Source organism: Pseudomonas flavocrustae, from assembly GCF_029872515.1.
In the GTDB taxonomy this organism is placed as follows: domain Bacteria; phylum Pseudomonadota; class Gammaproteobacteria; order Pseudomonadales; family Pseudomonadaceae; genus Chryseomonas; species Chryseomonas aestiva.
The window spans coordinates 392,336-404,962 of sequence record NZ_JAPDIQ010000001.1; the positions used below are offsets into that span (position 1 = coordinate 392,336).

The 12,627-nt window shown below is 60.0% G+C and carries 13 protein-coding genes; 11 read left to right on the plus strand and 2 right to left on the minus strand.

What is annotated here, in order from left to right; genetic code table 11:
* Window positions 1-11: 11 nt before the first annotated feature.
* Window positions 12-839, plus strand: a complete 828-nt coding sequence (gene cheR, locus OMP44_RS01855) for a protein-glutamate O-methyltransferase CheR (RefSeq protein WP_280306160.1) — start codon at window positions 12-14, stop codon at window positions 837-839.
* A gap of 404 nt (window positions 840-1,243) precedes the next feature.
* Here the strand turns inward: cheR and OMP44_RS01860 are convergent, their stop codons facing one another.
* Window positions 1,244-1,591: a helix-turn-helix domain-containing protein gene (locus OMP44_RS01860; protein WP_007159148.1), complete on the minus strand. Its 348-nt coding sequence runs from the start codon at window positions 1,589-1,591 to the stop codon at window positions 1,244-1,246.
* A 320-nt stretch (window positions 1,592-1,911) separates the two neighbouring features.
* Between OMP44_RS01860 and OMP44_RS01865 the strand changes: the two genes are divergently transcribed.
* On the plus strand, window positions 1,912-2,187 hold the full coding sequence (locus OMP44_RS01865; RefSeq protein ID WP_280306170.1) for a hypothetical protein: 276 nt from the start codon (window positions 1,912-1,914) through the stop codon (window positions 2,185-2,187).
* A gap of 32 nt (window positions 2,188-2,219) precedes the next feature.
* On the opposite strand, the gene OMP44_RS01870 is transcribed toward OMP44_RS01865, so the two are convergent.
* Window positions 2,220-3,344, minus strand: a complete 1,125-nt coding sequence (locus OMP44_RS01870) for an STY4528 family pathogenicity island replication protein (RefSeq protein WP_280306172.1) — start codon at window positions 3,342-3,344, stop codon at window positions 2,220-2,222.
* 1,495 nt (window positions 3,345-4,839) lie between these two features.
* On the opposite strand from OMP44_RS01870, the gene flgB reads away from it, so the two are divergent.
* The 9 genes from flgB to flgJ all read left to right on the plus strand — a co-directional run bounded on the left by flgB (window position 4,840) and on the right by flgJ (window position 12,625).
* The gene (gene flgB, locus OMP44_RS01875) at window positions 4,840-5,262 is read left to right on the plus strand and encodes a flagellar basal body rod protein FlgB (RefSeq protein WP_208692064.1); all 423 of its coding nucleotides are present in this window, start codon (window positions 4,840-4,842) and stop codon (window positions 5,260-5,262) included.
* A 2-nt stretch (window positions 5,263-5,264) separates the two neighbouring features.
* A complete protein-coding gene (gene flgC / locus OMP44_RS01880; RefSeq protein WP_208692063.1) occupies window positions 5,265-5,702 on the plus strand; it encodes a flagellar basal body rod protein FlgC in 438 nt (145 codons plus the stop codon).
* A gap of 16 nt (window positions 5,703-5,718) precedes the next feature.
* Window positions 5,719-6,441, plus strand: coding sequence for a flagellar hook assembly protein FlgD (locus tag OMP44_RS01885; protein ID WP_208692062.1), 723 nt, complete (start codon window positions 5,719-5,721; stop codon window positions 6,439-6,441).
* A 28-nt stretch (window positions 6,442-6,469) separates the two neighbouring features.
* The gene (gene flgE / locus OMP44_RS01890) at window positions 6,470-7,780 is read left to right on the plus strand and encodes a flagellar hook protein FlgE (protein ID WP_208692061.1); all 1,311 of its coding nucleotides are present in this window, start codon (window positions 6,470-6,472) and stop codon (window positions 7,778-7,780) included.
* A gap of 150 nt (window positions 7,781-7,930) precedes the next feature.
* Window positions 7,931-8,671: a flagellar basal body rod protein FlgF gene (locus tag OMP44_RS01895; protein WP_208692060.1), complete on the plus strand. Its 741-nt coding sequence runs from the start codon at window positions 7,931-7,933 to the stop codon at window positions 8,669-8,671.
* Window positions 8,672-8,717: 46 nt separating this feature from the next.
* Window positions 8,718-9,503 carry a flagellar basal-body rod protein FlgG gene (gene flgG, locus OMP44_RS01900; RefSeq protein WP_208692059.1) on the plus strand — a complete coding sequence of 262 codons (786 nt, stop codon included), beginning with the start codon at window positions 8,718-8,720 and terminating at the stop codon, window positions 9,501-9,503.
* Between the two features lie 26 nt (window positions 9,504-9,529).
* The gene (flgH, locus tag OMP44_RS01905) at window positions 9,530-10,225 is read left to right on the plus strand and encodes a flagellar basal body L-ring protein FlgH (RefSeq protein ID WP_208692058.1); all 696 of its coding nucleotides are present in this window, start codon (window positions 9,530-9,532) and stop codon (window positions 10,223-10,225) included.
* A gap of 11 nt (window positions 10,226-10,236) precedes the next feature.
* Window positions 10,237-11,340: a flagellar basal body P-ring protein FlgI gene (locus tag OMP44_RS01910; RefSeq protein WP_208692057.1), complete on the plus strand. Its 1,104-nt coding sequence runs from the start codon at window positions 10,237-10,239 to the stop codon at window positions 11,338-11,340.
* 13 nt (window positions 11,341-11,353) lie between these two features.
* Window positions 11,354-12,625, plus strand: a complete 1,272-nt coding sequence (flgJ, locus tag OMP44_RS01915) for a flagellar assembly peptidoglycan hydrolase FlgJ (RefSeq protein WP_208692056.1) — start codon at window positions 11,354-11,356, stop codon at window positions 12,623-12,625.
* Window positions 12,626-12,627 lie beyond the last annotated feature (2 nt).

The following is a 12,627-nucleotide window of genomic DNA, read 5'->3' on the forward strand; positions in this document are numbered from 1 at the left end:
GCGGAGCGGCAGTGTCAGCAGTCAACGCGGATTTTGTGCTTTTTCGTGATTTCCTCGAGAAATCCAGCGGGATCCTGCTCGGTGACAACAAGCAGTACCTCGTCTCCAGTCGGCTCAACAAGCTGATGGAGACCGAGGGGATCAAGACGTTGTCGGAGCTGGTGCAGCGCATCCAGATGCAGCCCCGTGGCGGTCTGCGGGAAAAGGTCATCGATGCGATGACGACCAATGAAACCCTTTGGTTTCGCGACACCTATCCCTTCGAGGTGCTCAAGAACCGCCTCTTGCCGGAGTTGATCAAGAACACCTTCGGCCAGCGCCTACGGGTCTGGTCGGCGGCCTGCTCCTCGGGTCAGGAACCCTATTCGCTGTCCATGACCATGGACGAATTCGAGCGGAGCGCGGCAGGGCAGGGGCGTGGCGGCATGCAGATCGTGGCGACCGATCTGTCTGGCGCCATTCTCACCGCTGCCAAGTCCGGCGAGTACGATTCGCTGGCGATCGGCCGGGGGCTATCCCAGGAGCGCTTGCAGCGCTACTTCGACGTGCTCCAGCCGAATCGCTGGGCGGTCAAGCCGGCGATTCGCAGCCGTATCGAATTCCGTGCGCTGAATCTGCTGGACAGCTACGCCAGCCTCGGCAAGTTCGACATGGTGTTCTGCCGCAATGTGCTGATCTACTTCTCCGCCGAGGTGAAGAAAGACATTCTCACGCGCATCCATGGCACCCTCAAGCCGGGCGGCTATCTGTTCCTAGGTGCCTCCGAGGCCCTCAACGGCCTGCCGGATCTCTACCAGATGGTGCAGTGCAATCCGGGCATCATTTACAAGGCCAAATAAGCGGTTGTTGATGGGCGGCCGCAAAAGCTGAAGTGTAGCATGGGCAAAGTAGCGCCATGCCATAGAACTATGGCATGGCGCTCTAGCATTGATCTGGTGGCTTTGTTGCTTCAAGAACCCCTAGCCACCCAGCCTCAAACGTAGCCTCAAAATCTTCACGCGGGCTGGACATTGGTTGCCGATGTCACGAAGGGTGAGGAACTGACGCAATTTAAACGGCGGGGATTGGTAGCGCTAAAATTATCTAACTGCGATGAGCAGGTTTGAGCGTCTCGCTTATGCACTGTATTGCTGGCATCCAGTTACAAAAGTCGGGCTTGTTCTAGGGCTGCACGCTCGCAGGCAGAAGTGCGGAACGCGCGTATTAGGCCATGGTGTCAAAATCAGAGAACTCTGTCGCTCACTCAACCGCGTCCCAGTCGCTGAATCAGACTTTCAAGCAATTCCATGACCAGTTGGCGATCCTCGGCGCTGAGGGTAGCCAGGCGTGTTTCGAGATGTCGCGCTTGATCCTGTGGCCGGGCACTTGCCTCGGTCAGCAGGTCCGCTGCTTCACAGCCGAATACCTCCGCCAGGGACAATAAGCGCTCGATGTTAGGCATGACCAAACCGCGCTCGATGCGCGATACCGCCTCGTTGCCTATCCCCAATCGTTCGGCGATCTGCTCTTGGGTGAACCCGCAGCGAATGCGCTGCCGAGCAATAGCTCGCCCCACCAGACCTGCCAATGCCGCCGTATCGTACTCAGCCATGACGCTCTCCCTTCAACCTCAATGGTCGAGCGACACCCTGTTGACATGAAGAGCTATCTAGGTTGAATATCAACCTTATAGGTTGTCTTGCTGAAGCTTGCCTAGCCGCTCTTGGGCAGTTAGTTGGGGAGTCCGGAATTCTCCTGGTCACCCAGGACAAGGCTGGTCCGGCACCTTGGGCGGCAGCGCTTTTAAGGCTGCCGCTTAGGCTGAAGTCCCTCCAAGCCATCGAGTGCAGGCTGAAGTGCTGAGCGACCTGCCCGGACAGGATTGATTAATCGCCCCCAAACGGACGTCAGGAAAATCGAGGTATACGCATCATGATGCACACCAAGAACACCCGTATCTATTCGCTTCCTCGGAAAGGTATCGACGCCAGCCACCTCGCAAGCGACCTGTCGGGCCTTTCAGATGACATCGAACTGCGCTTTTCCATACTGAAGGACCTACTCGATCAGCTTGACGCCAGCACCCTGGAAACAGATTCGCTTCGCGCCACGATTATCAAGATGACTGCGCAAGATCTGTTGGATGAGACGGTCATCATCCATCGCCGCAGCAAAAGCATTACGAACGCCTCCGCACTGGGCCTATGAGCAGTCCAAGCCCGCAGCGTGGCTCAATCATTCTAAACACCGCCACTGGCTTCTTCGCCGCGCTGCTCGGACCCAGCTTTGATGTCGGCGAGCACACGCGACACCCTGACAGGCATGTTGAGCATCTTGCGAAGCGTCGCAATGTGGTTTTCAGCGACTTCGGGCGTTGAGTGCTTTGCGGGGGCTACTCGATGTGCCGGGCGTGGACAATGGTCCATGCTGGAGGCTTTGTTCGCCACGGTCTGCACTGCCGGCCTGTCCCGGAGTGCATAAGGCCGGAAACCTCCCGACTGCACGCGTCTGATCAAGCCAAAGGCATAGGCCACCACATTGCGTACACCGCCGTTACGGTGTCTGGCGTCAAGCTCTGCCAATACCTGCTGACGCTGCTCCAGGGACAACTCCTCAAGTGCCGTCAGCAGCTCCTGCAACTGCCCGTCATCAACTCCCGTGAGACAGGGTGGAAGCGGAGCACTGCCGCTTGTGCTTTCGACCTCTGTAGAGAACGTACGTACTTTATACGTCTTACTACTGTACGTACTGTATTGGCCAATTGGTTCGTCGTGGACCTCGTTGGTCTGTGGCAGACCGGTATGGCCTATACCAGACCCCACAGGCACTGCCTCAGAGATAGAGCCCATAAAGTCACCAGGGCTCGGAGCTCCATTAGTCTCTGCATCGTCGCTGCGCTGCCCTTGTTCGAACACCTGACTTAGATGCTGCGCGATCCGCTGGATCGGATGGCCTGTCTCGTAAAGGCACGCCTGCAATAGACGGGTAAGCGTGTGGTCGGCATTGCATGCCTGATCAAACGCTAAGGCACGCTCATGCACCCTGTAGCGCTCGCTCATCACCTTGCCCGTCATAGGGTCACGCTGCACACCGACCAGCGTGATCCATCCCGTCAGACGCAGCACTTTCAGAACGCGGCGCGCCGTCTCATAGCCCGCCCGCTGTCCTAATGGTGTGGTGGTGAGATAGCGCCGTAGCTGGCTCAGGCTCGTAAGCGAACTGATGCCATCAGGGCCGCTGAGCATGCGCAAGACCTGCCAGCCGTTGCGCTCCAAGGGCGTCAGCCGCGGATCTACCAGCAGCAAGGTTGGCGTAGTGAACCAATCAGTCGATGCGTAGCGCTCGTGTGCGGAATAGCTTGCCATTTCCTCTCCCCTACCAAGGCCTTTCGGCTGCCAGGCAAGTCTCTTTGGCACCAACTGGTCTGTCCCGGATAAATCCGGTTTGGCCCGTTACCGTATTTCTGTTGCATACCAAATGGTCTGCCGTAGACCAACCAAGATAAGTCTTAGGTAGCTAGCGTTGCCCCGGGTTGCTAGGGCGCGTTCCAAAGCATTAAATTTGCATCGTCGTGGTCAATCCCACGACCGGGTGTGACAACCCGATTCGTTCGAGACGCGGTAGCGCTGTAGCTAGACCACATCTGTGGTTTTCTATGGCGGGCCGTGTGGGGCAGGCTTTTGCCTGGCCGGTTCCCTCGGACGCCGGTTTGTCACCCCCTCACGGTCCGCCTCCCATCACCGAGTGACAACGGCGGGTGGCGGCTCCTTAATCGTCTGAGGAGCAGTTATAATGCCTGTATCTCCTTTTAAGCCCGAGCTCCGCCTCGGCGCTACCTGCATGCCATGTACTCCTCCAACGGAGGTGTGCCATGGCTGAGAAGAGGCCCTCTGTTTTTCCGTTCCCAAGCAAGCCAATCGCGCTTAACCAAATGTATCTTTCCACTCGGTCCATCGAAGCAGATGCAAATCTTCGTGCGTCAATGCTAGGTGATCTACTGGTTCAGTTGGCAGAGTGTGGTTCTGGCCACCCTGAAGAGCTCCGACTAAAGATTGCTTGTAATGTTGCTCAAGAGTTGCTGGACGAAATGGTCACGCTCTACCGTCGGGCACTATCTGATGTACGCCACAATAGCCCCTAGCAAATACGTAATGTTCGATTGCTCGCGGTCTTTGGTCTAAGTTCTTCTTTGCAATGGTGGGCAGTAGTCTGCCATCGCATTGATAGAAACTGCCCGCAGTCAAAGAGTTCTTTTGTTACTCTCCCAGTTCTCGTGGCGGCGCGGAGCACTCATAGTCGATGAGTATTTTTTTTGAGGCCATAGATCGGGCGCTCTATTAGGTGATTTTCCAAGAATTTACTTGGACTGCTCACGCTCTGTTTATGGCCGTTTTCGAGTGCAGTTGGCGGAAACATTGAATTTTATTTTAGCTACCCGCTTATCATGAAAGGGCGTCTCTTAGAGGCTGTCGTGTTGCTCGTGTGCTCTATTAGATACCTAGGAGTGCCTAGAGCACACTAAGTGTCTCCAATGAGTATTATAAAGAGACATGCTCGAAAATCACGGCCTAAATATCGATCGTTACGAGAGTTTTTGCGCTTGTGTCAGGCAGTTAGACATTTGGCAGCTGTCTGGGGGAATCCGAGTAACCCTACGGCGTTCAGAGCTGAACTATTCGCGTTTTTTGCGCCAAAGTTTTGCCGCGCCCGATCCCAAGGCTGGCAAAGGCGGCGGAAAAACCTTGCCGCTTGCCGTCGTTCTAACTGCCGCGCTGCGCTAAGCCCTTGATTTATATGGATTCTGGAAGCTGGCACGGGCCTTGCTAAATCGGTTGCAAGCCACGTCAAAGGTCTCTCGACATGAGCATCAATTTCGACAAAGCACTCGGGTTGCATGAGCAGGCGCTGAATTTCCGTTCGCAGCGCGCCGAGGTGTTGGGCAACAACCTGGCCAATGCTGATACCCCCGGCTACAAGGCGCGGGATCTGGACTTCAGTGCGGTGCTGGCCGAACAGGCGGCCAAGGGTACTGCCGGATCCACCAGGCACTATCAGCTCGAGACCACCAACAGCCGGCACATCGCCGCCGAAGGCTTCGACATGGGCATGGGCGACGCGGCGCTGAAGTACCGCATTCCTAGCCAGCCATCGGTCGACCAGAACACCGTGGATGCCCAGGTCGAGCAGGCCAACTACGCCGAGAACTCCATGAACTTTCAGGCCAGCTTCACGCTGCTCAATAGCAAGTTCAAGGGGCTGATGTCAGCCATCAAGGGGGAATAACCATGTCCTTGAGTTCGTTGTTCAACATCGCCGGTAGCGCGATGAGCGCCCAGAACGTCCGTCTCAACACCGTGGCCAGCAACATGGCCAACGCCGAGTCGGTTGCTTCCAGCGTCGACCAGACCTACAAGGCTCGCCATCCCGTGTTCGCTGCCCAGCTCAGCGAGGCCCAGGGCGGTTCCTCGCTGTTCGATGACCAGAGCCAGGCCGGGGTCGGGGTGGAAGTGAAGGGCATCGTCGAGGATAAGAGCGAAGTGCAGAAGCGCTACGAACCCAACCACCCCATGGCGGACAAGGACGGCTACGTGTACTACCCGAACGTGAACGTGGTGGAGGAAATGGCCGACATGATCTCGGCCAGTCGCGCCTTCCAGACCAACGCGGAAATGATGAATACCGCCAAACAGATGATGCAGAAGGTGCTGACCCTGGGTCAGTAATCGCTAGGGAATTGAAATGACCACCACCTCTTCCACCACGAGTTCCAGCTCGCTGCTGTCGTCGGCGCTGGCCAACAGCAAGGTATCGAGCAGCTCGGCGACGTCCAGCGGTGCGACCACCTCGGGTAGTACCACAAGCAGCCTCGGGAAGAACGACTTCCTGAAGCTGCTGGTCACCCAGCTCAACAACCAGAACCCGTTGAATCCCCAGGACAATACCGAGTTCGTCGCGCAGTTGGCGCAGTTCAGCAGCGTCGAGTCGCTGCAGAACCTCAACACCTCGGTGGACTCCATTGTCAGCAACTACAACTCGTCCCAGGCGCTCCAGGCTTCCTCCCTGGTAGGGCGCTCGGTGATTTCCGCCGGCAGCTCGGCAGTGGTCGATACCACCGCCGGCATGACCGGCAGCGTGGTGCTGCCGTCGTCCGGCAGTGATCTCTCGGTGGGTGTCTACAACAGCGCCGGTTCCCTGGTCGACACCATACCCCTGGACGCCAAGAGTGCCGGCACCCATTCCTTCAGCTGGGATGGCAAGGACAGCTCCGGCCAGACACTGGCCTCCGGAACCTACACCTTCAAAGCCACGGCCGCCATCGGCGGTACCTCCACCGCGTTGACGACCTACCTGCCGAATACCGTGAGCAGCGTGACGCTGGGCACCAGCGGCGGCGACATGACCCTCAACCTCGCCGACGGCACCAACGTCGCCTTGGCGAATGTCAAGACCATAGGCCAGTGAGCCGGCACCGCCGGACAGGAGTAACACCATGAGCTTCAATGTCGGCCTCAGTGGCCTGAATGCCGCCGCAACCGATCTCAGCGTGACCGGCAACAACATCGCCAACGTAGGCACCACGGGCTTCAAGTCGTCGCGCGCCGAGTTCGCCGATGTTTATTCTAGTTCCATGTACCTGGGGTCCAGCGCCAATCAGCCGGGTGCCGGCGTGCGTACCGCGGCCGTCGCTCAGCAGTTCACTCAGGGCAACGTGACCAGCACGGGCAATGCCCTGGACCTGGCGATCAACGGCGGCGGCTTCTTCGTGATGAACAACAACGGCTCGAATCTCTATTCGCGAGACGGGACGTTCAAGACCGATGCCAACGGTTTCGTCGTGAACAACTCCGGCTACAACCTGCGTGGCTACGCCGCGGACAGTGATGGCAACGTGATCAGCGGCATCGCGTCAAACTTGAAGATCGACACCACCAACCAGGCGCCCAAGGCGACAACCAAGGACACCGAGGTATTGAGCCTCAACTCCTCGGCTACGGTCCCTACCACCACGACCTTCAGTCCCAGCGATGCCACGAGTTTCAACAACTCGACGTCCACCAGCATCTACGATTCCCAGGGCAACGCCCATACCTTGACGTACTACTTCGCCAAGACCGACACCAATACCTGGAACATGTACAGCCTGGTCGACGGTCGCAACCCGGCCGACCCGACGTCCACCACGCCGCTGAGCAACACCCTGACGTTCGACAGCACCGGCAAGCTCGGCGCCAGCGGTGGCACAGGCCTCACTGTCACCAGCACCGGCAAGTTCGCGCTGAACAACTGGGTGCCGGCCACCGTGACCAACAGCTCGACGACGCCCGCGACCTATGGCGCCAACGGCGCGTCCGCGTCCACTACCGGCATCGCCATCGACCTGAGCAGCACCACGCAGACGGCGACTCCCTTTGCGGTGACCAGCAAATCCCAGGACGGCTACACCACCGGCCAACTGTCGGGCCTGTCCATCGATACCGAAGGCAAGCTCTACGCCAGCTTCACCAATAGCCAGTCCAAGGTGATCGGCCAGGTGATCCTGGCCAGTTTCACCAACAACCAGGGCCTGACCCCGATGGGCAGCAACAACTTCGCCCAGTCGTCCACCTCCGGCCAGGCCGTGGTCGGCACGCCGGCCTCCGGTACGCTGGGAACCCTGACCTCCGGTTCGCTGGAAGCCTCCAACGTCGACCTCAGTACCCAGTTGGTCAATCTGATCGTGGCCCAGCGTAACTACCAGGCCAACGCCAAGACCATCGAGACGGAAAACACACTGTCGCAGACGATCATTCAGATCCGTTAACGGTTCTTTGACGGTATTTCTGGAAAAGCCCTCCTTGCGAGGGCTTTTTTTTAACTAAATCAAGGGATTGGCAAGAGTGGCACGTGCCTTGCTCAGCGGGTCTGGACAGTTTCAGGCCTGTGGCGATGTTGATCGCCTCGCGAGGACGATATGGACCGATTGCTTTATCTCGCCATGACTGGCGCCAGCCAGAACACCATGGCCATCCAGGCGCATTCCAACAACCTGGCCAACATCTCCACCAGTGGTTTCCGCCGTGATTTCGAGCAGGCGCGCTCGATGCAGACCTTCGGCGAGAGCTATCCCTCGCGGGTGTACTCCATGAGCGAGCGACCGGGGACCGACTTCACCCCGGGCACCCTGCAGGAAACCGGTCGGGACCTCGACGTGGCCATTCAGGGCAATGGCTGGATCGCGGTGCAGGGCGCCGACGGCAAAGAGGCCTATGTGCGTACCAGCAGCCTCAAGGTGGATGCCCTAGGGATGCTGCGCACCGGCAATGATTTGCCGGTACTCGGCAATGGCGGGCCGATCGCCGTGCCGCCCAACCAGCAGATCGAGATCGGTCAGGACGGCTCCATCACCGTCCGTGGCGCCGGAGAAAACACCAACGCCCTGGCGGTCGTCGACCGCATCAAGCTGGTCAAGCCGGATCCGAAGACACTCGAGAAGGGCCTGGACGGCACCATCCGCACCAAGGATGGCAAGCCCGCTGCGGCGGATGCCAGCGTGCAGGTGGTGTCCGGTTTCACCGAGTCGAGCAACGTCAGTGCGGTGGAGGAGATGACCTCGATTCTCTCCCTGTCGAAGCAGTTCGAACTGCAGATCAAGATGATGAAATCCGCCGAGGACAACGATGCGTCCATGGCAAAGGTTTTGCAATTCAGCTGATTGAACGCTGTTGACGCCTGATTCCCGGCGCCGAAGGAGAAAAACGATGATATCCGCCCTTTATGTCGCCAAGACCGGCCTGGCCGCTCAGGACACCAACCTGACGACCATCTCCAACAACCTGGCCAACGTCTCGACGACCGGTTTCAAGCGCGACCGCGCCGAATTCCAGGACCTGCTCTATCAGATCCGTCGCCAACCCGGCGCGCAGTCCACCCAGGACAGCGAGCTGCCCTCGGGTCTGCAGCTGGGTACCGGCGTGCGGATCGTCGGCACGCAGAAAACCTTTACCCAAGGCACGCTGCAGACCACCGAGCAGCCTCTGGACATGGCCATCAACGGCCACGGTTTCTTCCAGGTCCAGATGCCCGATGGCACCACCAACTACACCCGTGATGGCACCTTCCACCTGAACGCCGATGGCCAGATCGTCACCGCCAACGGCTTTCCGGTGCAGCCGGCAATCACGGTGCCGGCCGATACCCAGACGTTCACCGTGGGCCAGGACGGTACCGTCTCCGTGACCCAGGCCGGCGCCTCGACGGTGACCACCATTGGCACCATCCAGACCGCCCAGTTCGTCAACCCGGGTGGCCTGCAGGCCATGGGCAACAACCTGTTCGCCGAGACCACTAGCAGCGGCGCGCCCCAGGTCGGCACGCCGGGCAACAACGGCTTGGGCACCATCCAGCAGAACACCCTGGAAACCTCCAACGTAAGCACCGTGGAAGAGATGGTGAACATGATCACCACCCAGCGCGCCTACGAGATGAACTCCAAGGTCATTTCCACCGCCGATCAGATGCTCGGCTTCATCACCCAGAACCTGTAATCGCTTTCCCTGCGAGGTAGCGCTCCATGAATCGTCTCTTTGCCGTCGCGCCGCTGTTCGGAGCGCTCGTTCTCGCAGGATGCGTAGCCCCGGCCGCCAAGCCGGACGACCCCTACTACTCTCCCGTGCTGCCACGCACCCCGGTGCCGGCGGCGCAGAACAACGGCGCCATCTTCCAGTCGGGCTTCGAGCAGAATCTCTACACCGATCGCAAGGCCTTCCGCATCGGCGACATCATCACCATCTCCTTGCAGGAGAAGACCCAGGCCAGCAAGAACGCCAGTTCCGACATCGCCAAGAACAGCAAGGCGACCCTCGGCCTCACGTCGCTGTTCGGCGCCAAGCCGTCGATTCCCAATCCGCTATCCGATGGTGACCTCAGCCTGGACGCCGGCTATTCGGGGGCGCGCTCCAACACTGGCAAGTCGACCGCGGCCCAGGGCAACAGCCTGACCGGCTCCCTGACCGTGACCATCGCCGAGGTGCTGCCCAACGGCATCCTGGTGGTGCGAGGCGAGAAATGGCTGACGCTCAATACCGGCAACGAGCTGATGCGTATCCAGGGCATGGTGCGCGCCGACGACATCGCTACCGACAACACCGTGCTTTCCACCCGGGTGGCCGATGCACGGATCACCTACTCGGGGACCGGCTCCTTCGCCGATGCGAGCCAGCCGGGCTGGTTGAGCCAGTTCTTCGGCAGCGCCCTGATGCCGTTCTGAGGATGATCGTCATGCGCAAGACTCTGTTCGGCGTGTTCGCCCTGCTGCTGGCAATGCCCTTCGCCCAGGCTGAACGTCTCAAGGACATCGCCAATATCCAAGGCGTGCGGACCAACCAGCTGATCGGCTACGGCCTGGTGGTTGGCCTGCCTGGGACGGGCGACCAGACCACCCAGACGCCTTTCACCATCCAGACCTTCAATAACATGCTGGCGCAGTTCGGCATCAAGGTGCCGGCAGGAACGAGCTCGGCCCAGCTCAAGAACGTGGCGGCGGTATCCATCCATGCAGACCTGCCGGCCTTCGCCAAGCCTGGCCAGACCATCGATATCACCGTGGCCTCCATCGGCAACTCCAAGAGCCTGAGAGGCGGCAGCCTGCTGCTGTCTCCGCTGAAGGGGATCGATGGCCAGATCTATGCCATCGCCCAGGGCAACCTGGTCGTCGGTGGTTTTGACGCCGAAGGCCGCGATGGCTCGAAGATTACCGTCAACGTTCCGTCGGCGGGTCGCATTCCCAACGGCGCCACTGTCGAGCGGCCGGTACCGAGCGGCTTCGACCAGGGCAACAGCATCACGCTGGACCTGAAGCGCAGCGACTTCACCACGGCCAAGCGAGTGGTCGACAAGATCAACGAGACACTTGGCGCGGGTGTTGCATCAGCTGTTGATGCCGGATCGATTCGTGTCACGGCACCGGTCGATCCTGGCCAGCGCGTGGACTACCTGTCGATCTTGGAGAACATGGAGGTGGATCCGGGGCAGGCGGTGGCGAAGGTCATCGTCAACTCGCGAACCGGGACCATCGTCATCGGCCAGAACGTCAAGGTTTCGCCGGCGGCGGTGACCCAGGGCAGCCTGACCGTGACCATCAGCGAGGACCCCCAGGTGAGCCAGCCCAATCCCTTGTCGGGTGGGCAGACGGTGGTGACTCCCCAGTCGACCGTCAAGGCCAAGCAGGAGGCCAAGCCAATGTTCAAGTTCGGTCCGGGCACCACGCTGGACGAGATCGTGAGGGCGGTGAATCAGGTGGGCGCTGCGCCCAGCGACCTGGTGGCCATTCTCGAAGCGTTGAAACAGGCCGGCGCGCTGCAGGCCGACCTGATCGTAATCTGATGGAGTAATGGCGATGACGGCACGCCTGGGCGGGACCTTCGATTCGGTGGATTCCGGTGCCTATACCGACCTGAATCGACTGAACAATCTCAAGAACGGGGCTGATCGCGATGGCGAAGGCAACGTGCGCAAGGTCGCTCAGGAATTCGAGTCGGTGTTCCTGAACCAGATGCTCAAGTCGATGCGCTCGGCCAATGAGGTACTCGCCCAGGACAGCCCGTTCAACAGCCAGACCACCAAGCAGTTCCAGGACATGTACGACCAGCAGCTGTCGGTCAACCTCGCCAAGAACGGCGGCGGCATCGGCCTGGCCGACATGATGACCCGGAGCATGCTCAAGGATGCCGGCAAGACCCCGTCGACCGAGGTCGCGGCCACCAAGACCGCCACCCCGGCGATGGCCGCCACCGCCCAGTCCGGTACCGGCATCGCCATGGACATGCGTCGCGCCCTCTGGGATGGCAAGGCCTCGCAAGCAGCGGCGGTTGCCAGCGCAAACGGTAGTGCCGGTACCAGCGAGCGCAAGGACGTATCGGCGCTGCTGAACTCCCGGCGCCTGGCCATGCCCAGCAAGGCCAGCGCGGCCCAGAGTCAGGAAGCCCTGCTGGCAGCGGCGGCCAACACCGCCAAAGCCACGGGCAATAGCGCCACCGCTGCCAACGCCACCAACTGGAAGGCCGTGCAGCAGCTAGGCAAGCCTGCCGTAGCCAGCGTGAGCGGCAGTGCGCAGCTCAACGGCGGCGGTGCCGTCTCGCTAGGCCAGACCACCGGGAAGTCGGTATTCCGCTCGCGTCAGGAATTCGTCGACGCCATGCTACCCATGGCCCAGGAAGCCGCCAAAAAAATCGGTGTGGATGCCCACTATCTGGTTGCGCAGGCCGCCCTGGAGACCGGCTGGGGCAAGTCCATCATCCGCGAGCGGGACGGCAGCACCAGCAACAACCTGTTCGGCATCAAGGCTCATTCGAGCTGGGACGGTGACGTCGCCACCACCCTGACCACCGAATACCGCAATGGCAAGGCGAGCAAGGAAGCCGCGGATTTTCGCTCCTACGATTCCTTCAAGCAGAGCTTCGACGACTACGTGAGCTTCCTGCAGAGCAACGACCGTTACGGCAAAGCCCTGGCCAAGGGTGGCGATTCCAGCCAGTTCATGCACGAGCTGCAGCGGGCCGGCTATGCGAGCGATCCGCAGTACGCCCGCAAGGTCACCCAGATCGCCCGCCAGATGAAGAGCACCTACGAAAACATCGCTGCGGTCGATACCTCGGTAAAGCGTACCTAAGG